This window comes from Micromonospora sp. NPDC048170, from assembly GCF_040652795.1.
Lineage (GTDB): Bacteria > Actinomycetota > Actinomycetes > Mycobacteriales > Micromonosporaceae > Micromonospora.
Genome location: NZ_JBEZMR010000004.1, coordinates 124,449 through 146,263 on the forward strand (window position 1 = coordinate 124,449; position 21,815 = coordinate 146,263).

The following is a 21,815-nucleotide window of genomic DNA, read 5'->3' on the forward strand; positions in this document are numbered from 1 at the left end:
CGGGAACCCGACCAGCCGGCCCCGGACGCAGGCCCGGGGCGGGTCGCCGCCGCGCGACGCGGCCACCGCCGCCCGGCTGTGCCGTCCCCTCCGACGCTCCCGGAGGAAGGCGCCGACGCGCGGAGGTCAGTTCGGCCACGAGGATAGCGGGTGGCGCCGTGGATGCCGGACACGCCGCCGGAGACGCGGTCGTCCCCGGCGGGTGTCGGTGCGCGCCAGTAGGCTTCTCGCCGTGCTGGACACCCTCGACGCCGCCGCGGTCCGCCGTTGGTGCGCGGGCGGGCTGGCCGCGCTCAAGCGCCACCAGGGCGAGATCGACGACCTGAACGTCTACCCGGTGCCCGACGGCGACACCGGCACCAACATGGTGCTCACCCTCACCTCCGCCCAGCAGGCGCTCGCGATGGACCTCGGCACCCTCCCGGAGGACGGCGCCACCGCGCACGGGCACGCGTCGCGGCTGATGGCCCGGGGCGCGCTGCTGGGCGCGCGGGGCAACTCGGGGGTGATCCTGTCGCAGATCCTGCGCGGCTTCGCCGACGCCGTCGCCGCCGTGCCCGTGGTGCGGGGGCGCGAGCTGGCCGCCGCCCTGCGCGACGGCACCGCCGCCGCCTACGCCGCGGTCGCCCACCCGGTCGAGGGCACGCTGCTCAGCGTCGTCGCCGGGGCGGCCCACGCCGCCGAGCGGGCCGACAGCGACGACCTGCGCGCGGTCGCCCGGGCGGCGGCGGGCGGCGCGGCGGACGCGTTGGCCCGCACCCCCGAGCAGCTCCCGGCCCTGGCCCGGGCCGGCGTGGTGGACGCCGGGGGGCGGGGCCTCTGCCTGCTGCTCGACGCGCTGGTCGAGGTCGTCACCGGCGAGAGCCCCGAGCGTCCCGCGCCCGCGCCCGCCCCGCGTCCGGCCCGCCCGCCGGTCACCGCCGTCCGCGAGACCGGCTCCGAGGAGTACGCCTACGAGGTGCAGTTCCTGCTCGACGCCGGGCCGGAGGCGGTCGCCCGGCTGCGGGCCGAGCTGGACGCCCTGGGCGACTCGCTGGTGGTCGTCGGCGACGGGAGCGCCGGTGAGGGCACCTGGAACGTGCACGTGCACGTCAACGACGTGGGCGCGGCGATCGAGGCGGGCGTGGTGGCCGGCCGGCCGCACCGCATCTCGGTGACCCGCTTCGCCGACCAGGCCGCACCGGCGTCGCCCGTCGTGGCGGCGGACGGTCGGGCCGCCGTGGTGGTGGCCGCCGGGGCGGGCATCGCCGAGCTGTTCACCGGCGAGGGCGCGACGGTGGTGCCCGGCAATCCGTCCACCGGCGAGCTGGTGGACGCGATCCGGGTCACCGGGGCGGCCCGCGTGGTGGTGCTCCCCAACGACCCGGACACGCAGGCGGTGGCGAGCGCCGCCGCCCGGGAGGCGCACGGGCTCGGCATCAAGGTCAGCGTGGTGCCGACCCGCTCGCCGGTGCAGGCGCTGGCCGCCCTGGCCGTGCGTGACCCGGGGCGGCGTTTCGAGGACGACGTGATCGCGATGGCCGAGGCGGCCGGCGCCTGCCGCTACGCCGAGGTCTGCTACGCCCGCCGCGAGGCGCTGACCGTCGCCGGCCCCTGCCGTCCCGGCGACGTGCTGGCGCTGGTCGAGGGCGAGGTGCACCTGATCGGGTCCGATCTGACCGACACCTGTGCCGCCGTGGTCGACCGGATGCTCGGCGGCGGCGGTGAGCTGGTGACGCTGCTCTCCGGGGCGGACGCCCCCGACGGGCTGGCCGACGCGGTCCGTGAGCACGTCGGGCAGCGCTGGCCGTTCGTCGAGGTGCAGTCGTTCCCGGGTGGGCAGCCGCACTATCCGCTCCTGGTGGGGGTCGAATGACGTCCGAGCCGTCCACGATGGACACGCCGCTCAAGAAGCTGGTCGGCGACAAGACCGCCAAGGCCCTCGCCGGGCATCTCGACCTGCACACCGCCGGCGACCTGATCTACCACTTCCCGCGCCGCTACGACGAGCGCGGCGAACACACCGACATCCGTTCGCTCGACGTCGGCGAGCAGGCCACCGTGCTGGCCCAGGTGCAGCGCACCGCCGTACGCCCGATGCGCCAGCGCCGGGGCAACCTGCTGGAGGTGACGGTCGGCGACGGCGCGGGCGGCACCCTGACCCTGACCTTCTTCGGCAACCAGGCCTGGCGGGAGCGCGAGCTGCGCCCCGGCCGGTGGGGGCTCTTCGCCGGCAAGGTCACCGAGTTCCGGGGCAGGCGGCAGCTCAACGGCCCGGAGTACGTCCTGCTCGGCGAGGGCGGCGACGGCGAGGTGGCGGTCGACGACGAGATCGAGGAGTTCGCGGGCGCGCTGATCCCGGTCTACCCGGCCGCCGCGGCGGTGCCCACCTGGGTGATCGCCCGCTGCGTCCGGGTGGTGCTGGACACCTTCACCCCGCCGGAGGACCCGCTGCCCGCCACCCTGCGGGCGAGCCGCAACCTGGGCGGCATCGGCGTGGCGCTGCGCGAGATCCACCGGCCGTCCAGCAAGGAGGCGCTCTACCGGGCCCGGCACCGGCTCAAGTGGGACGAGGCGTTCGCCGTGCAGCTCACCCTGGTGCAGCGCAAGCACCGGGCCGCCGCGTGGCCGGCCCGGCCGCGTCCGGCGAAGCCCGGCGGCCTGCTCGACGCCTTCGACGCCCGGCTGCCCTACGAGCTGACGCCCGGCCAGCGCGACGTGGGGGTGGAGATCGCGGCGGACCTGGCCACCGCCCACCCGATGCACCGGCTGCTCCAGGGCGAGGTCGGCTCCGGCAAGACGGTGGTCGCGCTGCGCGCGATGCTCCAGGTGGTCGACGCGGGCGGCCAGGCCGCGCTGCTGGCCCCGACCGAGGTGCTCGCCGCGCAGCACCACCGGGGCATCCTCGACCTGCTCGGGCCGCTCGGGCGGGCCGGCGAGCTGGGCGCGGCCGACGACGCCACCAGGGTCGAGCTGGTCACCGGCTCGCTGGGCGCGGCGGCCCGCCGGCGCGCGCTGGCCGAGGTCGCCAATGGCGCCGCCGGCATCGTGCTCGGCACCCACGCCCTGCTGTACGAGGGCGTCGACTTCGCCGACCTCGGCCTGGTGGTGGTCGACGAGCAGCACCGGTTCGGCGTCGAGCAGCGGGACGCGTTGCGTGCCAAGGCCGAGCAGCCGCCGCACGTGCTGGTGATGACCGCCACCCCGATCCCGCGCACGGTGGCGATGACCGTCTACGGCGACCTGGAGACCTCCACCCTCTCCCAGCTGCCGCAGGGCCGCTCGCCGATCGCCTCGCACGTGGTGCCGGCGGCCGAGAAGCCGGCCTTCCTGGACCGGGCCTGGCGCCGGGTGCGCGAGGAGGTCGCCGCCGGCCACCAGGCGTACGTGGTCTGCCCCCGGATCGGGGAGGGCCCGGCGTCGGAGGAGGAGCCGCCGCCGGAGGACGACAACGGGCGACGGCCGCCGATGGCGGTCACCGAGGTGGCGCCGCTGCTCGCCGAGGGGCCGCTGCACGGCCTGCGCATCGGCGTGCTGCACGGCCGGCTGCCGGCCGACGAGAAGGACGCGGTGATGCGCTCCTTCGCGGCCGGTGACCTCGACGTGCTGGTCGCCACGACCGTGGTCGAGGTGGGTGTCAACGTGCCGAACGCGACCGTGATGATCGTGCTCGACGCCGACCGGTTCGGCGTCTCCCAGCTGCACCAGCTGCGCGGCCGGGTCGGCCGGGGTTCCGCCCCGGGGCTGTGCCTGCTGGTCACCGAGGCGCTGGAGGGCACGTCCGCGCGGGAGAGGCTCGACGCGGTGGCCTCCACCACCGACGGGTTCAAGCTCGCCGAGCTGGATCTGGAGCAGCGCCGGGAGGGCGACGTGCTGGGCGCCACCCAGTCGGGGCGTCGCTCGCACCTGCGGCTGCTCTCGCTGCTGCGCGACGCCGACCTGATCCGCGACGCCCGGGCCGAGGCGATCGCCCTGGTCGAGGAGGATCCGGAGCTGGCCCGGCACCCGGCGCTGGCCGCCTCGGTGGCCGCGCTGGTCGACGAGGAACGCGCGGAGTACCTGGAGAAGGGCTGACCGGCCCGCCCGTCGTCTGCTCACGGTGACGGCCGGGCCGTACACGCCGAGGGCGGACGCGAGCGTCACCAGGCCGCCCCGCAACGCGCGGAGCGCCCGTCGATGCGCGTCGGCTGGTCGCGCCGGTCGGTCGGAGCCGCGCACGGTGCCGGCGTCGAGGGTCCCCGCTGGTCGCGCCGGGTCGGTCGGAGCCGCGCACCGTGTCGGCGTCGGCGGTCGCCGCGTCGCGTAGCGTCGTGCCATGAGCAGGAGGAGACAGTGACCCGGATCGTGGCCGGGACGCTCGGCGGGCGCCGGATCGCCGCCCCGCCCGGCGCGGGCACCCGGCCCACGTCGGACCGGGTCCGCGAGGCGCTGTTCAGCGCCGTGCAGGCCGAGGTCGACCTGGCCGGGGCCCGCTTCGCCGACCTCTACGCCGGGTCCGGCGCGGTCGGTCTGGAGGCTCTCTCCCGGGGCGCCGCACACGTGCTGCTGGTGGAGTCCGACCCCCGGGCAGCCCGGGTGATCCGGGAGAACGTGGCGATGCTGCGTGCCGCCCCGACCGCCCGCCTGGTAGCCGGCAAGGTCGCCACGGTGCTGGCGGCCGGCCCGGACGGCGGGCCGTACGACGTGGTCTTCGCCGATCCGCCCTACCCGGTGCCGGACGCGGAGATCACCGCGATGCTCGCCGCGCTGGTCGACGGCGGTTGGCTGGCCCCGGACGCCCTGGTGGTGGTGGAGCGGTCCAGTCGCACCGGCCCGGTCGGGTGGGTGGAGGGCATCACCGGCGAGCGCAGTCGTCGATACGGCGAGACGACCCTTTGGTACGGTCGCCGATCATGAGACGTGCGGTGTGTCCCGGCTCGTTCGACCCGGTCACCAACGGGCACCTCGACATCGTCGGCCGGGCGAGCCGGCTGTTCGACGAGGTGATCGTGGGCGTGCTGGTCAACCAGTCGAAGAGTGGCCTGTTCACCGTCGAGGAGCGGATCGACATGCTCCGCGAGGTGACCGCCTCCTACGACAACGTCCGGGTCGAGTCGTTCCGCGGCCTGCTGGTCGACTTCTGCCGGGCCCAGCAGGCGAGTGTGCTGATCAAGGGCCTGCGGGCGGTCAGTGACTTCGACTACGAGTTGCAGATGGCGCAGATGAACATCGGCCTGGCCGGCGTCGAGACCCTGTTCATGCCGACCAACCCGCTCTACTCGTTCCTCTCCTCCAGCCTGGTCAAGGACGTGGCGAAGTGGGGCGGCGACATCTCCGCCCACGTGCCTGACTCGGTACGCGAGGCCCTCCAGTCCCGCCTCAACCCCCACCCGTAACACCCCCACGCCCCGCGATCTTGCACTTTCGGCCCATCTTGCGCACCTTTTGTGCTGGTTTGGCCGGGCGGAAAGTGCAAGATCGGCGGGGTGGAGCGGGGGCGGGGTGCGGCGCGTCGGGGCGGGGCGCGCCGGGCGGGTGGGGCGGGCACGACATGATGTGTGGAGCGGGAAACCGGCCGTAGCCCGCATCATGTAGGTCGGCCCGACGAACGACAGGAGTGAGGTACCGGTGGACCCGCTCGATCGCATCGACGAACTGATCGCCATGGTGGAGCAGGCCCGCTCCGTCCCGATGTCGCGTAACAACTGCATGGTCGACCGGGGCGAGTTCATCGCGGTCCTCGACGAGATGCGCGCCGAACTCCCCGCCGACCTGCGCCGGGCAGCCGCGCTGCTGGAGGAGCGGGACAAGATCATGGACGCCGGCAAGCGCGAGGCCGACCGGATCATCAGCGAGGGTGAGGCGGAACACGCCCGGCTGGTCTCGGTGAACGAGATCACGGTCTCCGCCGAGCACGAGGGCGCGCGGATCATCGCGGAGGCCCGGGCCGAGGCGCAGCGCCTGCGTGAGGAGGTCGACGACTACGTCGACACCGCGCTGGCCAACTTCGAGCAGTTCCTCACCCGGGCGCTGGCCTCGATCGAGCGCGGCCGTGACAAGATGCACGCGCTGCGCGAGATCGGCACCTTCGGTGGGGAGGAGGCGGAACGCCCGCTACCCTTCTGAGCGGCACCTCACCAGCCGGCAGACGGGGCGGGCGTCGCCCCCGGTTCGACGGTCCGGCGGTCGTCCAGGTAACCTCTTTTGTCGGCCTCTCACCGGCCGGAGTCTGACTATGCCCAAACACACGCCTTCCACACTCAACCCCAGGTCGCCGCTGGTCCTCGACACGAGGGAGCTGCCGCGCCGACCTGGTGCGTTGCGTACGGTCGAGCGGGTGTCGCCGGCACCGGCGGACCTCGGCGGGGAGATGATCAGTGTGCCGGAGGGCGCGGGCCTCGACCTCGACCTGAGGTTGGAGTCGGTGTCCGAGGGCGTGCTCGTCTCGGGGACCGTCACCGGTCCCGTCCGGGGCGAGTGCGGTCGCTGCCTACGCGAGATCGACGACTCGCTGACCGTGCGGATCCAGGAGCTGTACGCGTACGAGAACAGCACCACGGACACCACGACCGACGAGGACGAGGTGGGCCGGATGCAGGGCGATCTGATCGACCTGGAGCCGGCACTGCGGGACGCGGTGGTGCTCGCGCTGCCGACCAACCCGCTCTGCCGGGAGGACTGCCCAGGCCTGTGCCCCGAATGCGGGGTGCACTGGGACGATCTGCCGGCCGACCACAGTCACGAGCAGATCGACCCGCGTTGGGCGGGTCTGTCGCAACTGAACCGTAAAGAGGAGTAGGAACCGTGGCCGTCCCCAAGCGCAAGATGTCGCGCAGCAACACCCGCGCCCGCCGGGCGAACTGGAAGGCGACCGTGGTCGCGACCGTGGCCTGCCCGCAGTGCAAGTCGCCGAAGCTGCCGCACGCCGCCTGCTCCGTCTGCGGCACCTACAACGGCCGTCAGGTTCTCGAGGTCTGACCCGGTCGCCGAGTGACGCCCCCGACAGTCGGTCGGGCGGCGCGCGCACCCTGGCACTCGCCCGGTGTCCCGGCTCCCTCCGACGCCGGCCGGCCTGTTCCGGCCGGCGTTCCGGTGGAGTCGGGCACCGCGCGGATCGCCGTTGACCTCCTCGGCGGGGACGACGCTCCCGCCGTCGTGGTTGACGGCGCTCTGCGAGCCGTGCGCGCCGACCCGAACCTGCACCTGCTGCTCGTCGGCCCGGCCGAGGCCGCCGGCGAGCTGATCCGCGCCCTCGACCCGGCGCAGCGCGCCCGGGTCACCGTCAGGCCGGTCCGCACCGTCGTCGGCATGGCCGACCACCCCGTGGCCGCCCGCGCCGACAGCACCGTCCGCGCCGCGGTGCACGCCGTCCGCGACGGCGCCGCCGACGCGCTCGTCTCCGCCGGGTCGACCGGCGCCACCGTCACCGCCGTCGCGCTCGGCCTCGGCCGCTGGCCGGACGTACGCCGCCCCGCGCTGGTCGCCACCCTGCCGGCCGTCGCCGGCCCGGTGGTCCTGCTGGACGTCGGCGGTTCGCTGGAGCCGCGCCCGGCCACCCTGGCCCGCCACGCCGTGCTCGGCGCCGCCTACGCCTCCGTGGCACACGCCGTCGCCGCCCCCCGGGTGGGGCTGCTGTCGGTGGGCACCGAGGCCGGCAAGGGCGACCGCGCCCGCCGGCTCGCCGATCCCGTCCTCGCCACCGCCGCGCTGCCCTGCGACGGCCGCTACGTGGGCCTCGTCGAGGGCTACGACGTCTCCCTCGGCGCGCGTGCCGATGTGGTGGTCACCGACGGGTTCACCGGTAACGTGCTGCTCAAGGCGATCGAGGGCGCGTACGCGATGGCCGGCGGGCCGCCGTCCGGCGGCGGCGCCCCCCGGGCGGCGGCCCTGCTCGGGGTCGCCGGGACGGTGGTCGTCTGCCACGGCGCCGCCCGGGCCGAGGACGTCGCCGCGGGCATCGCGCTGGCTGCTCATCTCCGGCGGCGTCGCGCCACCGACCAGGTCCGCGCGCTACTCGACGGCGCCGAGACGGGCGAGCGCGACGAACGCACCGACCGCACCACCGACACCGAGGTACCCACATCATGAGCAACGACAAGCGGCGGCGGGCGTCCGTCGGCCACCTGGAATCCGCCTTCGGCGTCAGCCTGGATCCGGAGCTGCTGGAGCGCGCGCTGACCCACCGCTCGTACGCGTACGAGAACGGCGGCCTGCCCACCAACGAGCGGTTGGAGTTCCTGGGCGACTCGGTGCTCGGCGTGGTGATCACCACCGCGCTGTTCCACAACCACCCCGACCTGCCTGAGGGGCAGCTGGCCAAGCTGCGGGCAAGTGTGGTCAACATGCGCGCCCTCGCCGACGTGGCCCGGGGCCTCGGCCCGGACGGGCTCGGCGCCTACCTGCTGCTCGGCAAGGGGGAGGAGACCACCGGTGGCCGGGACAAGGCGAGCATCCTCGCCGACACCCTGGAGGCGCTCCTCGGCGCGATCTACCTCCAGTACGGGCTGGACACCGCGGCGATCGTCATCCACCGGCTCTTCGACCCGTTGATGGCCGAGTCGGCCGGCCGGGGTGCGGCCCTGGACTGGAAGACCAGCCTCCAGGAGTTGACCGCGGCGCTCGGGCTCGGCGTCCCCGAGTACCGCATCGAGGGCACGGGACCGGACCACCTCAAGACGTTCACCGCCTGGGTGGTGGTCGCCGGCAACCGCTACGGCGGGGCCGACGGGCGGAGCAAGAAGGAAGCCGAGCAGCGGGCCGCCGAGGCGGCCTGGCGGACGCTCACCGAGCACGCGGAGCAGGAGCGGGCCGCGCGGGAGGCGGCCGAGGCGGCCGAGGCGGGCGGCCCGGACGCCGAAGGCGAGACCGCGGAGGCCGCCGAGGCGGGCCTGGGCCGTGCCTGAGCTGCCGGAGGTCGAGACGGTCCGACAGGGCCTGGCCCGCTGGGTCACCGGCCGGCGGATCTCCACCGTCGAGGTGCGCCACCCCCGCGCGGTACGCCGGCACATCCTCGGCGGCGGGCACTTCGCCGACGTGCTGGCCGGCCGGACGGTGCTGGACGTGCGCCGGCGCGGCAAGTACCTGTGGCTGCCGCTGGACAGCGGCGACGCCGTGATCGGGCACCTGGGCATGTCGGGTCAGCTGCTGATGCAGCCGGCCACCGCGCCCGACGAGACGCACCTGCGGGTCCGGTTCCGGTTCGCCGACGGCGGTCCCGAGCTGCGCTTCGTCGACCAGCGCACGTTCGGCGGCCTGTCGGTCTCCGCCGGGGGCGCGGAGCTGCCGGCCGAGATCGCGCACATCGCGCGGGACCCGATGGACCCGCGGTTCTCCGACGCGGAGTTCGTCGCCGCGCTGCGCCGGCGGCGCACGGAGGTCAAGCGGGCGCTGCTGGACCAGACGCTGATCTCCGGCGTGGGCAACATCTACGCCGACGAGGCGCTGTGGCGGGCGGGACTGCACGGCGCCCGCCCCACCGACGCGTTGACCGGCCCGGCCGTGCTGAGGTTGCTGGGTCACGTCCGGGACGTCCTCGGCGAGGCGATCAAGGCCGGCGGCACCAGCTTCGACGCCCTCTACGTCGACGTCAACGGGGAGAGCGGCTACTTCGACCGGGCGCTGAACGTCTACGGCCGGGAGGGACTGCCGTGCCACCGGTGCGGCGCCCCGATCCGTCGCGAGGCGTTCATGAACCGTTCGTCGTACAGCTGCCCGCGTTGTCAGCCCCGCCCCCGGGGGTCCCTTCGGGGATGACCCCGAGCGGTTTCCGGGTCACCGACGGCGCGTCGGCCCGGTCCCTCCGGGGAGGTTCCCCCGAAACGCCCGTTCCGGCTCCGGCCGGCCCGGCCGCGCCGTCCTCTCAGCCTCCGTACAGGTTCGGGGCCCGGCCAGGGCCGTTCCCTGATGCTCCCGGGTCCGTCCCGTCCATAGCGTCGACCCGTTGACAGGGGGATGACGTGACGAGGGGACCCGCGATGGGGGCAGGACCGGTGACGGTGCGGTTGGCACGGTGGAGCGCGGAGCATCCGTGGCGGGCCATCGCGCTGTGGGTGGTGTTCGTGGCGGTGTGCTTCGTCGGGGGGAGCGCCGCGGGTCTCAAGGAGGCGAGCCTCGCCGACCAGGCAGTCGGCGAGTCGGGCCGGGCGGGGCTGATCGTGGACGCCGGCAACTTCGACGACCCGGCGGTGGAGAACGTCCTGATCACCTCGCGCGGGGGCACGCTCGACCCCGCCGCCGCGAAGGCCGCCGCCGACGACGCGGCGGACCGGCTGCGTTCGGTGACCGGGGTCGCCTCGATCGGCGAGCCGGTGCCGGCCCGGGATGGCTCCGCGCTGCTGCTGCCCGTCACGATGTCGGGTGACCCGGAGACCGCGTCCGAGCGGGTGCAGCCGCTGCGGGACGCCACCGCCCAGGTGCAGGACGGGCACCCGCGGCTGCGGGTCGAGCAGGTCGGCGGGCCGTCGATCAACCAGGCGCTGGACGACACGCTCGGCGACGACTTCAAGCGGGCCGAGCTGCTCAGCCTCCCGGTGACCCTGGCCATTCTGATCATCGCGTTCGGGGCGCTGATCGCCGCCGGCGTGCCGGTGCTGCTGGCGCTCTCCTCGGTCGCCGCGGCGATGGGGCTGTCCACCCTCGCCTCGCACCTGGTGCCGGCGACCGACACGACGGCCAGCGTGATCCTGCTGATCGGCATGGCGGTCGGGGTCGACTACTCGCTGTTCTACGTACGGCGCGAACGCGAGGAACGGGCGAAGGGACGCTCCGGCCTGGACGCCGTGGAGATCGCCGCGGAGACCTCCGGTCACGCCGTCGTGGTATCCGGCCTCGCCGTGATGATCTCGATGGGCGCGCTGCTGCTCGCCGACGACGTCGTCTTCTCCTCCCTCGCGGTGGGCTCGATCCTGGTGGTCGCGGTCGCGGTGATCGGCTCGCTGACCGTGCTGCCGGCCCTGCTGGCCAAGCTCGGCCGCTGGGTCGACCGGCCCCGGGTGCCGCTGCTGTGGCGGCTGACCTCCCCGCAGGCCGGGCGGCGGCCCCGGTTCTGGCCGGCCGTGCTGAGGCCCGCGCTGCGGGCGCCGGTGGCCACCCTGGTGATCTCGGTCGGGCTGCTGCTCGCCCTGGCCGCGCCCGCGCTGGGCATGAAGATGAAGTTCCCCGGGATGGAGGACCTGCCCCGCAGCACGCCGGCCATGCAGGCGTACGACCGGCTCACCGTGGCGTTCCCGAGCAACGGCACCAGCCACACCGTCGCGGTCCGGGCGCCGGCCGCCGAGGCGGAGCGGGTCGGGGCGGCGCTGACCGCGCTGGCCGCCCGGGCGTCGGCGGACCCGCTCTTCGCGCCGACCGAGGCGACCGGCCCGAAGATCGAGGTGTCCGCCGACCGGCGGGTGTCGGTGCTGGAGGTCGCGACCCCGCACTCCAGCCGCACCGACGAGGCGGTCCGCTCGCTGGACCGGCTGCGCGCCGACCTCGTGCCGGCCGCGCTCGGCGGGATTCCCGGCGTGGAGTACGCGGTCGGCGGCGACATCGCCGACAGCGAGGACTACTCCCGGCACATCCGCGACAAGCTGCCGATCGTCATGGGCTTCGTGCTGGTGCTGACGTTCCTGGTGATGGTGCTGACGTTCCGCTCGGTGGTGATCGCGCTCAGCTCGATCGTGCTCAACCTGCTCTCCGCCGGCGCCGCGTACGGGCTGCTGGTGCTGGTCTTCCAGGGCGACTGGGCCGAGGGGCTGCTCGGCTTCACCTCGATGGGCGCGATCGTCACCTGGCTGCCGCTCTTCCTCTTCGTGGTGCTCTTCGGGCTGTCGATGGACTACCACGTCTTCGTGGTCAGCCGGATCCGCGAGGGCGTACGGGCGGGCATGTCGAACCGGGACGCGGTGGCGTACGGCATCACCTCGTCGGCCGGCGTGGTGACCAGCGCGGCGGTCGTGATGGTCGGCGTCTTCTCGATCTTCGCCACCCTGAGCACGATCGACATGAAGCAGCTCGGTGTCGGCCTGGCGGCGGCGATCCTGCTGGACGCCACGATCATCCGCGCGGTGGTGCTGCCGTCGCTGATGACGATGCTCGGGGACGCGAACTGGTGGGCGCCGCGCTTCCTGCGCGCCCGGCCGGCCCCGGCGGCCCCGGAGCCGCCGGCCCCGACCCCGGAGCTGGTCGGCTCCCGCTGACCCGGGCCCGCCCACGGCGGGGGTCGGACCGCACCCGCGGTCCGGCCCCCGTCCGGCCGTCCGACGGACGGCCGGACGGGCGAGGCGGAGAGCCGGCCGGGCTGGGTCGGCCGGGCGGAGAGCTGGCGGGGAGGGATCGGCCGGGCGGAGGGGCTGGCCAGGAGGGATCGGCCGGGCGGAGAGGCTGGCTGAGAGGGGTCGGCCGGGGACGGGTCGGCGGTCAGAGCGCCGGGCAGGGGATCCGCCACGCGTCGAGCTCGCGTTCCTTGCGGATCGAGGAGAAGCCGTAGCCCACCGTGGTGACGCAGAAGTCCGTCGTCGAGCCGGTGTACTCCACGTGGAACACCGGCTTGCCCGCCTCGACGAACGGCAGCAGGCGGGCGCACTGGCCCAGCCGCACGCACTCCTCGTTGACGGCGAAGTCGAAGTCCGGGGCCAGGGCGGCCACCTGTTCCAGGTCGTTGACCAGGCCGGGGGAGAGGCCCGTCGACCGGGCCAGCTCGACCAGCCGGCGGTTGAACCGTAGCTGGTCGTCGAAGCCGAGCGGGAAACCGGAGCGGTGCGCGTACCCGTCGGCGTCGGCCAGCGCGACCGCCCCGAAGCCCTTGCCCCGGCAGAGGCGGAACCGGTCGGCCAGCACCGGCCGCAGCGAGTCCCACTGCCGTACGTCGAGCCAGCGGCTCTGCGGCCGGCGGGAGGCGGCGCCCCGCACGGTGGCCGGGAAGCGGCTCGCGTCCGGGTCGGTCGGCAGGACGGACCCGACGTACACGTGGCAGACCAGCCGGCGGTCCCGGGAGCGCAGTTCGGCGGTCTGCGCGGTGGTGGTGGCGACCGGGTCGAGCAGGAAGACGTCGGCGTCGACGGCCGGGTCGAGCACGCCGCCGAGCTGCCACTGCCACTGCCACCGGCCGGCTGACGCGGTCGGCCAGGTGGTCGGGGCACCCGGCGGGGTGAGGTCCACCCGGCAGGCGGCGACCACGCTCAGCAGCGCGAGCGCGACGCAGGCCGGCAGGGCCCCGCGCAGGCCCCGCCCGATGGCGCGCGTACGCGGCCGGATCCGCATCGGCAGCTCCGCAGGTCGCGGGCGGCCGGCCCGCCGCCCAGGTCGGGTACGCCGCGTCGGCGTACCTCACCTGGTCAAACGAGCGCGGACCCGGCCACGACTCGCGTTCAGCGCGGTGCGGCGAAGACCTGCGTCCAGTACGGCCCGTTGCTGCTGGCGACACCGACGCCGATCTCGGTGAAGGCGCAGTTCAGGATGTTGGCCCGGTGGCCGGGGCTGTTCATCCAGGCGTCCATCACCGCGGCCGGCGTCTTCTGGTTCCAGGCGACGTTCTCGCCGTAGGTGCGCCAGGAGTAGCCGACCCGGTCCAGCCGGGTCCCGGCGCTGCTGCCGTCACTGCCCGTGTGGGACATGTTCCGGTTGTCGGCCTGGTCCTGGCTGTGTCGCTGGGCCGCGGTCGTCAGCTTGTCGTCGATGCCCAGCGCGCCGCACCCGGCCTTGGCGCGCTCGGCGTTGACCAGGTTGACCACCTCGCGGGCCTGGCTGCTGGCCCCGCCGCTGGCCGAGGCCTTCGTGCCGCCGCCGGCCGGCGCCGTGCTCCGCTCGGCACTGTTCCGTGAGGCCGCGGTGGTACGCGACGGCGCCGGCGTCGGCCTGGTGCTCTTCGTGGCCGACGGGGTGGGCCTGGCGGTGGTCGGCGCGGCGCTCGGGGTGACCGGGGCCTGGGCCTCGTCGGGTGACGTCCCGGCGTCCGGCAGCGCCGGGGCGGCGGCGATCGTGTCGTCGACGGCGGTCGGATCGGTCTCCGGGCCGCCGCCGGTCAGCGCGACCGCGCCGACACCGAGGCTCACCACCAGCGTGGCGGCCGCGGCGGCGCCACCGACCAGCAGGGGCCGGGGGAAGCGGCGGCGGTGCCGGTGCCGGCCCTCGGCGGTGGCGGGCGTCGCACCGCTCGGCTCAACGGGCTGCGACTGCCAGGTCGCGGTCGGTCCGGCGGGCTCGGGCTGCCAGCGCGCGGTCGGCTGGTCGCGGTGCCACTCCTCGGCGGGCTGCTCCGGGTCGTCCCCGAACAGGTAGGCCGACCGCGGCTCCGGACGTTCGGTGAGCCAGGCCGGCGGCTGCTCGCCCAGCGGCCGCTCGCGGCGCCGACGGGCGCTGTCCGGGTCGTTCGGGTCGGTCCAGCCGTACACGCCTCTGCCTCCAGGGGGTCGCTTGCGGGCCGGGGTGACGCTACGTGTCGGGCGTGAACAGCGGCAATGTGGCTAAGGAAGAGTTAAGGGGAAGTCGGACGGCAGGGTGGGGACTTCCCGGGATCCGGGGCGTAGAGTCATGGTGTCCGGACAGAGTGTGTCCGTGCCTTGTGGCAACCCCCGCCAAGTGGACAGGTCGACGTGGAAATGATCTACGGCCTGCGGGAACTTGACGAAAGAGGGGGTGTCGGCTCAATATGTAGGTGTCGCCAGTCGCGCCCGGTCATGCCCAGAATTGTCTGGAATGGCAGTCGCGTACACATTTTGGGCGCGCGTTGGCCGGCCCTTCCGGCAGCGCATATCAAGGAGTCAACATGGCTAAGGCCCTGTACGGCCACGTAGGCGCAGCGCCCGACCGGCGCCTGCTCGACGAGGTCACCCGACTGCGTGCCACGGTTCGGGCTCTGGAGTTCGAGATCACGCGGCTGCGTGCCGAGAATGATCGGCTCGCGGCGGCTGCGGCGGAGGCGGACGATCTGCTCCGTCTGGCCGAGCCCGCGCTGACCTGATCTCCGGATCGGAAAACTGAATCGCACCACGCAAAAGAGCGCGCCGACACTTCTGTGCCGGCGCGCAGCTCTGTCCGTGCCCCTTTCTGCGGCGCCAATTCGCGATCTTGTGCGGCTCCACCCGAAGGCCTTCTGTTCGGCACCATCGCAGGCAATCCCGTACGGCGCCACCGGAGGAAATCCCTCGCGGTTCCGGCCCGGCGGAAACCCGGAAGAACGGGCCGCGCGGACGGATCGGCCCGCGCCATCCGGTGAGCGCCCGGCGGTCACCAGGCGGGTCGCGTGCCCGGCGGTTCCCGGTCGCGGGTTAGTCTGCGGGTTCACCCAGGTCCGCGCAGCCGGCGACGGTACGGCGGCCACCGGACGAGGATCGAGAAGGTGCATCTCAAGAGCCTGACGGTGAAGGGCTTCAAGTCCTTCGCCTCCGCGACGACGCTGAAGCTGGAGCCGGGGATCACCTGCGTGGTCGGCCCGAACGGCTCCGGCAAGTCCAACGTCGTCGACGCCATCGCCTGGGTGCTCGGCGAGCAGGGCGCCAAGGCGCTGCGCGGCGGCAAGATGGAGGACGTCATCTTCGCCGGCACCGCCGGCCGGGCCCCGCTGGGCCGGGCCGAGGTGACCCTCACGATCGACAACACCGACGGCGCGCTGCCGATCGAGTACACCGAGGTCTCCATCACCCGCCGGATGTTCCGCTCCGGCGAGAGCGAGTACGAGATCAACGGCGACTCCTGCCGGCTGCTCGACATCCAGGAACTGCTGTCGGATTCCGGCATCGGCCGCGAGATGCACATCATCGTCGGTCAGGGGCGGCTCGACGGGATGCTGCACGCCAAGCCGGAGGACCGGCGGGCGTTCATCGAGGAGGCGGCCGGCGTCCTCAAGCACCGCAAGCGCAAGGAGAAGGCGCTGCGGAAGCTCGACGCGATGCAGACCAACCTCAACCGGCTCAACGACCTCACCGCCGAGTTGCGCCGCCAGCTCAAGCCGCTGGGCCGGCAGGCGGAGGTGGCCCGCCGCGCCGCCGCCATCCAGGCCAACCTGCGCGACGCCCGGCTGCGGCTGCTCGCCGACGACCTGGCCACCCTGCGCGCCACCCTGGACCGGGAGATCGCCGACGAGACCGCGGTACGCGAGCGGCGCGAGCAGGTCGAGGCCGAGCACACCGAGGTGCAGGCGCGGCTGGGCGAGCTGGAGGCGGCGCTCGCCGAGGACGCCCCGCTGCTGGCCGCCGCGCAGGACACCTGGTACAAGCTCTCCGCCCTCTCCGAGCGGTTCCGCTCCATCGAGCAGCTCGCCCGGGAACGGCTGCGGCACCTCAGCGCGACCGGAGACGACGAGCGCCCCGGTCGCGACCCCGACCAGTTGGAGGCCGAGGCCGAGCGGGTCAGCGAGCAGGAGGAGGAGCTGCGCGGCGCGCTCACCGACGACCAGATCCGGCTGGCTGAGGCCGTCGAGCACCGCCAGGAGCTGGAACGGCAGCTCGCCGCCGCCGAACGCGAGCTGGTCGCCGCGGCCAAGGCGATCGCCGACCGGCGGGAGGGCCTGGCCCGGCTGACCGGCCAGGTCAACTCCGCCCGGGCCCGGACCACCAGCGCCGGCGAGGAGATCGAACGGCTCGCCACCGCGCACACCGACGCGCTGGCCCGGGCCGAGCAGGCGCAGGCCGACCTCGACGCGGTCGCCGAGCAGTCCACCGAGGCGGACCGGGACAACGCCGACCTGGACGCCCGGCACGCCGAGGCGGTCGCCGCCCAGGAGCGGGCGCAGTCCACCGTGCGGTCGCTGACCGACGCGGAGCGGGCGGCGGAGAAGGACGCCGCCACCTGGAAGGCCCGGGAGGAGGCGCTCGCCCTGGGCCTGCGCCGCAAGGACGGCGCGGGCGCGCTGCTGGCCCGCGCCGACGAGGTCCCGGGCCTGTTGGGCAGCCTGGCCGGGCTCCTCACCGTCGCCCCCGGACAGGAGGCCGCGCTCGCCGCCGCGCTCGGCGGCCTCGCCGACGCGGTCGCGGTCAACGGTGTCGACGAGGCCGTCGAGGCCATGCGGCTGCTGAAGATCTCCGACGCCGGCCGCGCCGGCCTGCTCGTCGGCAGCCCCGCCGGTCCGGGCATGGACGGCCCCGCCGACGCGCTGCGGCCGAAGCTGCCCGACGGTGCCCGCTGGGCGCCCGACCTGGTGGAGTGCTCCCCACAGATCCGTCCGGCGGTGCACCGGGCGCTGCGCGACGTGGTGCTGGTCGACGACCTCGCCGCGGCGGCCGAGGTGGTCGCCGACAACCCGGAGCTGCGCGCGGTCACCCCCGACGGGGACGTCGTCGGCGCGTACGCGGCGGCCGGCGGGTCGGCCAAGGCGCCCAGCTTCATCGAGGTGCAGGCCGCCGTCGAGGAGGCCCGGTCGAACCGGCTCGCCGCCGAGCAGGCGGGCGCGGAGCTGCGCGAACAGCTCGTCGATGCCCGCGCCGAGGTGGCCGCAGCCAAGGAGACGGTGCAGCACGCCGCCGCCGCCAGGCGGGAGGCGGAGAGCCACCGCAACGCCGCCGCCCGCCGGCTGGCCGAGCTGGGCGCGGCGGCCCGCTCGGCGAGGGCGGAGACCGACCGGCTGGGCGAGTCCCGGGCCCGCGCGGAGGCGGCCCGGGAGCGGGACCTGCTCACCCTGGCCGAGTTGGAGGAACGGCTGCGGCTGGCCGAGGAGACGCCGGTCGACGCGGAACCCTCCACCGAGGAACGTGACCAGCTCGCCGCGCTGGTGCCGCAGGCGCGGCAGAACGAGATGGAGGTCCGGCTCGCGGTGCGTACCGCCGAGGAGCGGGTCTCCTCGATCGCCGGCCGCGCGGACTCGCTGCGCCGGCAGGCCACCGCCGAGCGGGCCGCGCGGGAACGTGCGGCGGCGCGGCGGGCGGCGCGCACCCGGGGCGCGGGGATCGCCCGGGCCGTGGCGGGTGGCGCCCGGGAGGCGCTCACCCGGCTGGCCACCTCCATCGCGGCGGCCGAGGAGCACCGCGACGCCGTGGCGCGCGAGCGAGCCGCCCGCGAGGCCGAGCTCCAGGAGGTACGCGGCGCGGCCAAGCGGCTCGCCGCGGAGCTGGAGCGGCTGACCAGCCAGGTGCACCGGGACGAGGTGGCCCGCGCCGAGCAGCGGCTGCGGATCGAGCAGTTGGAGGCGAAGGCCGCCGAGGACTTCGGGCTGGACGTGGAGACCCTCGTCGCCGAGTACGGCCCGACCCAACCCGTCCCGCCCACCCAGGCAGACGTGGCGGCGGCCGAACGGGACGGCCTGCCGGTGCCAGAGCCCGTCCGCTACGAGCGGCCGGTGCAGGAGAAGCGGGCCGCCAAGGCGGAACGGGAACTCACCCTGCTCGGCAAGGTCAACCCCCTGGCCCTCGAGGAGTTCGCCGCGCTGGAGGAGCGTTACAAGTTCCTCTCCGAGCAACTGGAGGACCTCAAGGCCACCCGCCGCGACCTGTTGACCGTGGTCAAGGACGTCGACGAACGGATCCTGGAGGTTTTCGCCAGCGCGTTCGAGGACACCGCCCGGGAGTTCCAGCAGGTCTTCACCGTGCTCTTCCCCGGCGGCGAGGGAAGGCTCATCCTCACCGAGCCCGACGACCTGCTCACCACCGGCGTCGAGGTGGAGGCCCGCCCGCCGGGCAAGAAGATCAAGCGGCTGTCGCTGCTCTCCGGTGGCGAGCGTTCGCTGACCGCGGTGGCGATGCTGGTGGCCATCTTCCGCGCCCGGCCAAGCCCGTTCTACATCATGGACGAGGTCGAGGCGGCGCTCGACGACGTCAACCTGGGCCGGCTGATCACGCTGATGGCCCAGTTGCGGGAGAAGAGCCAGCTCATCGTCATCACGCACCAGAAGCGGACGATGGAGGTCGCCGACGCCCTGTACGGCGTGACCATGCGCAACGGGGTGACCCAGGTGATCAGCCAACGGCTCAACCGGGCCGACACCGACGACCAGCGGCGTGGCCGCGGCGAGGAGAACGAGTAGTGGGTCGGGAACGGGCGACGGCGCTCCTGGTGGACTTCGACGGCGTCCTGCGGCGGTGGGACCCGGCGGTGGCCGCCGAGGTGGAGCGGGAGTACGGCCTGTCCGAGGGCGTACTCGCCGAGATCGCCATGCAGTGGGGGCGGCTCCAGCCGGTGCTGACCGGCCGGGTCAGCCACGCCGACTGGATGACCAGCGTCGCCGACGCGCTGTCCGACTCCGTGGGCGACCCCGAGCGGGCCCGGGCGGCGGTGGAGCAGTGGCAGCGCTACCGGGGCGAGGTGGATCCCGAGGTGCTCGCCTTCGTCCGCGAGGCGCGGGCGGGCGGCATCCGGGTCGGGCTCGGCACGAACGCCACCGACCTGCTCGACGCCGACCTCGCCGCGCTCGGCCTGGTCGGCGAGCTCGACGTGGTGGTCAACTCGTCCAAGATCGGCGTGCACAAGCCGGCGAAGGAATACTTCCAGGCCGCCTGCGAGGCTCTGGAGACCCCGCCGGCCCGGGTGCTCTTCGTCGACGACGAGGACTGGTCGATCCGGGGTGCCCGCGTCGCCGGGCTGTCGGCGCTGCGCTGGAGCGGCCCGGCCGACCTGCGCTACCTACGGGCGGCCCTGGCCACGACCGGCTGATCCGTCTCGGCCAGGTCCTCGCTGAGCACGCGGTGGAGCAAGTTGCGGGTGGCCCGGTCCACCCGTGGGTCGGCGATGGCAGGGGCGTGCAGCGCCCGCGTCCATCCGAGGGACCCGGCGGCGAACACCCAGGCACCCGAGCGGGCCCGGTACAGCTGGGTGTGCTGCCGCACGACCGCCCCCTTCCGGTGAAAGGGCGAGTCGGCGAGCCGAACCTGTTCGACCGCCTGCGGACCGCCCACGCCGGGCATCCACTGGTCGGCCTCCCCCCACACCACGTCGGGGATGACGTCGCCGTCGCGTACGCCGGTCCCGGACCAGAACCAGTGCCCGCTGCCGCGCACCACCAGCGGCGCGCGGCCGTCGACGACGCTGACGTACTGGCTGCCGATCAGGTGTTGCTCGGGGCTGCCGGTCTTCCGCCACTTCGGGGTCGCCGGGACGACACCGTTGCGCGGCTTGTCGACCTTGTCGCATCGGACCAGCCGCTCGTCACGGTCGTCGAGGCCGTACCGGACCCGCCAGTAGCAGTTGTTGGCACCGAGGAAGACCAGACTGGTGCCGCCTTCGCGAGCGGTGACGACTGCCGCTCGCATCCGCGCCGACCAGTATTCGTCGTGCCCGGGGAAGATCACCGCTCGATGGCGTCCCGGCTCGATCCGGCCGGTGTGCAGGTCCTCGCTGGTGGCGTAGGTGAGGTCGTACCCCTGCATCTCGGCCCACTGCACGAAGCCGATGTCGTCGGCGGCCAGGTGGGGCAGCCCGCTCTCGGCGTACGGGCGGTCGTGGCTGACCGCCTGGGACCGGCGCGTCGCCGTGCGCCGGCCCGTGTCGTCGTGGCCGTAGTAGAGGCTCGCACCGGTGCGGCCGTCCAACGGCCACTGGTTGTACGCCTGGTAGGTGCTCGTCGGGATGACCACCAGTGCGCCGCCGGTGCGGGTCGGGTCGCGAACCACGAACGGAACCCAGTGGTGATGACCGGACGCGGTGCTCAGCAGGGCGAGGTACTGCCCGCTGACCCAGTCCGGGCCGATCCGCAGCCGCCATCCGGGTGACCACGCGCACGACACCGCACCGGTCTCCGCCGAGGCCGTGGGAGCGGGCTGGGTCGTCCCGTCCAGCCATGGGCCGCGGGTCACCATCCGGGCACCCGCACCGCCGTAGTGCCCGATCCGGAAGACCGTGCCGCGGTACTGCTGTGCGGGTGCCACCGAGACCCGGAAGACCAGTTCCTCCCCGGGCGCGATGCTGGTCGCCGAGGTGTACCCGGCGATCTGGCCGGACCGGCCGGTGCCGAACCGGTGGCCGGTGAGGCGGAAGTCCGCTGCGCCCGGGCGGCTGTTCTCCAGCACGACCGGGAACCGGCCGGGTGCCCGGTGGGCGTCGCCCGGCGCGCCGCTCCCGACCAGGTCACCGGGATAGTGCGGGTCGACGAGCGGCGCTGTCGGGCGACCCCTGAGCCGCCATCCGACTCCCACGAGCGCGGCAGCACCGGCCGCGCCCACCGCGCCGATCATGCCCAACGCCCTTCTCCGCGAAGGCGTCGTGATTTCTCCGTCGACCATCGTCAGCTCCCCGTTGCGGCGGCCTCGCGTTCACCGCCGCGCCGGGCGGGCGTAGCGGTCGGCAGGACGGGATCGGCCACAACCCGTCGCAGCGTATGACGTCAGGGGCAGGCCACGGGTTGCTGCCGTCGGCGCGGAATGAACACTCGGCGTGGGTGGCGGTCCGGTTCGGCGGGGGAGGACCGCCGGTCGGGGGAATCGGCGCAGATCACTCGCCGGTGCGGCCGTCGATGCGTTCGCGGATCAGGTCGGCGTGGCCGTTGTGCCGGGCGTACTCCTCAATCAGGTGCACGTAGATCCAGCGCAGGTTGAACGTCCGGCGCTTCGGGCCGACCTCGGTGAAGGTCTCGTCGAGCGACCGGCCGTCGGCGGCGGCGCGGGCCAGCGCGACCTCCCGGTGGTAGGTGGCGAAGTCGGCCTCGGCGTCGGCGGCGCTGACGTCGTGGTCGGCGTCCGGGGCGTCGGGCGTGAAGTAGGGGTAGTCGACCTGCTCGCCGGCGAAGTTCTCCCGGAACCACCAGGCCTCCACCTCGGCCAGGTGCCGGACCAGACCGAGCAGGGTGAGCCCGGACGGCTCGACGCTCGGCGTCCTCAACTGTTCGGCGGTCAGCCCGGCGCACTTGAGCAGCAGGGTCTGCCGGTGGAAGTCCAGCCAGCCCTCCAGCATGGTGCGCTCGTCACCGACGTAGGGCTCGGGGGTCCGGTTGATCTCCGGTGCTCGCCAGGTCATGC

At 74.2% G+C, this 21,815-nt stretch carries 18 protein-coding genes; 14 read left to right on the top strand and 4 right to left on the bottom strand.

The annotated features are described in order from the left end of the window. The first annotated feature begins 232 nt into the window (after positions 1-232). The 11 genes from AB0D32_RS09160 to AB0D32_RS09210 all read left to right on the top strand — a co-directional run bounded on the left by AB0D32_RS09160 (position 233) and on the right by AB0D32_RS09210 (position 12,137). Positions 233-1,855, top strand: a complete 1,623-nt coding sequence (locus AB0D32_RS09160) for a DAK2 domain-containing protein (RefSeq protein ID WP_357086784.1) — start codon at positions 233-235, stop codon at positions 1,853-1,855. Continuing rightward, a complete protein-coding gene (gene recG / locus AB0D32_RS09165) occupies positions 1,852-4,053 on the top strand; it encodes an ATP-dependent DNA helicase RecG (RefSeq protein WP_357086787.1) in 2,202 nt (733 codons plus the stop codon). The genes AB0D32_RS09160 and recG overlap by 4 nt, the downstream gene beginning before the upstream one ends. 258 nt (positions 4,054-4,311) lie before the next feature. After that, positions 4,312-4,875 (top strand): 16S rRNA (guanine(966)-N(2))-methyltransferase RsmD, encoded by a 564-nt coding sequence (gene rsmD, locus AB0D32_RS09170; protein ID WP_357086789.1) that lies wholly within the window; start codon positions 4,312-4,314, stop codon positions 4,873-4,875. Further along, positions 4,872-5,354, top strand: coding sequence for a pantetheine-phosphate adenylyltransferase (gene coaD, locus AB0D32_RS09175; protein WP_357086791.1), 483 nt, complete (start codon positions 4,872-4,874; stop codon positions 5,352-5,354). The genes rsmD and coaD overlap by 4 nt, the downstream gene beginning before the upstream one ends. Before the next feature lie 232 nt (positions 5,355-5,586). After that, positions 5,587-6,084 (top strand): hypothetical protein, encoded by a 498-nt coding sequence (locus AB0D32_RS09180; protein ID WP_357086793.1) that lies wholly within the window; start codon positions 5,587-5,589, stop codon positions 6,082-6,084. Between the two features lie 109 nt (positions 6,085-6,193). Next, positions 6,194-6,757, top strand: a complete 564-nt coding sequence (locus AB0D32_RS09185; protein ID WP_357086795.1) for a YceD family protein — start codon at positions 6,194-6,196, stop codon at positions 6,755-6,757. A gap of 5 nt (positions 6,758-6,762) precedes the next feature. After that, positions 6,763-6,936: a 50S ribosomal protein L32 gene (gene rpmF / locus AB0D32_RS09190; RefSeq protein WP_091621057.1), complete on the top strand. Its 174-nt coding sequence runs from the start codon at positions 6,763-6,765 to the stop codon at positions 6,934-6,936. A 114-nt stretch (positions 6,937-7,050) separates the two neighbouring features. Further along, positions 7,051-8,046, top strand: coding sequence for a phosphate acyltransferase PlsX (locus AB0D32_RS09195; protein ID WP_357086799.1), 996 nt, complete (start codon positions 7,051-7,053; stop codon positions 8,044-8,046). Then, positions 8,043-8,861, top strand: a complete 819-nt coding sequence (rnc, locus tag AB0D32_RS09200; protein ID WP_357086801.1) for a ribonuclease III — start codon at positions 8,043-8,045, stop codon at positions 8,859-8,861. Before AB0D32_RS09195 ends, rnc begins: the two co-directional genes overlap by 4 nt. After that, the gene (gene mutM, locus AB0D32_RS09205; protein WP_357086803.1) at positions 8,854-9,711 is read left to right on the top strand and encodes a bifunctional DNA-formamidopyrimidine glycosylase/DNA-(apurinic or apyrimidinic site) lyase; all 858 of its coding nucleotides are present in this window, start codon (positions 8,854-8,856) and stop codon (positions 9,709-9,711) included. The genes rnc and mutM overlap by 8 nt, the downstream gene beginning before the upstream one ends. Before the next feature lie 221 nt (positions 9,712-9,932). After that, positions 9,933-12,137 carry an MMPL family transporter gene (locus tag AB0D32_RS09210; protein WP_357086807.1) on the top strand — a complete coding sequence of 735 codons (2,205 nt, stop codon included), beginning with the start codon at positions 9,933-9,935 and terminating at the stop codon, positions 12,135-12,137. Between the two features lie 220 nt (positions 12,138-12,357). Here the strand turns inward: AB0D32_RS09210 and AB0D32_RS09215 are convergent, their stop codons facing one another. Both AB0D32_RS09215 and AB0D32_RS09220 read right to left on the bottom strand, forming a co-directional pair. Continuing rightward, the gene (locus tag AB0D32_RS09215; protein WP_357086810.1) at positions 12,358-13,200 is read right to left on the bottom strand and encodes an endo alpha-1,4 polygalactosaminidase; all 843 of its coding nucleotides are present in this window, start codon (positions 13,198-13,200) and stop codon (positions 12,358-12,360) included. Between the two features lie 107 nt (positions 13,201-13,307). After that, positions 13,308-14,330: a CAP domain-containing protein gene (locus tag AB0D32_RS09220; RefSeq protein WP_357086812.1), complete on the bottom strand. Its 1,023-nt coding sequence runs from the start codon at positions 14,328-14,330 to the stop codon at positions 13,308-13,310. A 374-nt stretch (positions 14,331-14,704) separates the two neighbouring features. Here AB0D32_RS09220 and AB0D32_RS09225 point away from each other — a divergent pair, with 374 nt between their 5' ends. The 3 genes from AB0D32_RS09225 to AB0D32_RS09235 all read left to right on the top strand — a co-directional run bounded on the left by AB0D32_RS09225 (position 14,705) and on the right by AB0D32_RS09235 (position 19,518). Next, positions 14,705-14,899, top strand: coding sequence for a hypothetical protein (locus AB0D32_RS09225; RefSeq protein ID WP_091096806.1), 195 nt, complete (start codon positions 14,705-14,707; stop codon positions 14,897-14,899). A gap of 378 nt (positions 14,900-15,277) precedes the next feature. Then, complete coding sequence (smc, locus tag AB0D32_RS09230) at positions 15,278-18,892, top strand: chromosome segregation protein SMC (RefSeq protein ID WP_357086816.1); 3,615 nt, start codon at positions 15,278-15,280, stop codon at positions 18,890-18,892. Further along, a complete protein-coding gene (locus AB0D32_RS09235) occupies positions 18,892-19,518 on the top strand; it encodes an HAD-IA family hydrolase (protein WP_357086819.1) in 627 nt (208 codons plus the stop codon). The genes smc and AB0D32_RS09235 overlap by 1 nt, the downstream gene beginning before the upstream one ends. On the opposite strand, the gene AB0D32_RS09240 is transcribed toward AB0D32_RS09235, so the two are convergent. Both AB0D32_RS09240 and AB0D32_RS09245 read right to left on the bottom strand, forming a co-directional pair. Further along, a complete protein-coding gene (locus AB0D32_RS09240; protein ID WP_357086821.1) occupies positions 19,485-21,035 on the bottom strand; it encodes a N,N-dimethylformamidase beta subunit family domain-containing protein in 1,551 nt (516 codons plus the stop codon). The two genes, AB0D32_RS09235 and AB0D32_RS09240, sit on opposite strands and share 34 nt — an antisense overlap. Before the next feature lie 256 nt (positions 21,036-21,291). After that, positions 21,292-21,813 carry a DinB family protein gene (locus AB0D32_RS09245; protein ID WP_357086823.1) on the bottom strand — a complete coding sequence of 174 codons (522 nt, stop codon included), beginning with the start codon at positions 21,811-21,813 and terminating at the stop codon, positions 21,292-21,294. Positions 21,814-21,815 lie beyond the last annotated feature (2 nt).

Bases quoted from the DNA above. Each gene is read 5' to 3' on its own strand.
- coaD (WP_357086791.1), top strand. From the start codon at position 4,872: ATGAGACGTGCGGTGTGTCCCGGCTCGTTCGACCCGGTCACCAACGGG.
- rnc (WP_357086801.1), top strand. From the start codon at position 8,043: ATGAGCAACGACAAGCGGCGGCGGGCGTCCGTCGGCCACCTGGAATCC.
- AB0D32_RS09225 (WP_091096806.1), top strand. From the start codon at position 14,705: ATGGCTAAGGCCCTGTACGGCCACGTAGGCGCAGCGCCCGACCGGCGC.
- AB0D32_RS09215 (WP_357086810.1), bottom strand. From the start codon at position 13,200: ATGCGGATCCGGCCGCGTACGCGCGCCATCGGGCGGGGCCTGCGCGGG.
- AB0D32_RS09185 (WP_357086795.1), top strand. From the start codon at position 6,194: ATGCCCAAACACACGCCTTCCACACTCAACCCCAGGTCGCCGCTGGTC.
- AB0D32_RS09210 (WP_357086807.1), top strand. From the start codon at position 9,933: ATGGGGGCAGGACCGGTGACGGTGCGGTTGGCACGGTGGAGCGCGGAG.
- AB0D32_RS09240 (WP_357086821.1), bottom strand. From the start codon at position 21,035: ATGATCGGCGCGGTGGGCGCGGCCGGTGCTGCCGCGCTCGTGGGAGTC.
- AB0D32_RS09245 (WP_357086823.1), bottom strand. From the start codon at position 21,813: ATGACCTGGCGAGCACCGGAGATCAACCGGACCCCCGAGCCCTACGTC.
- recG (WP_357086787.1), top strand. From the start codon at position 1,852: ATGACGTCCGAGCCGTCCACGATGGACACGCCGCTCAAGAAGCTGGTC.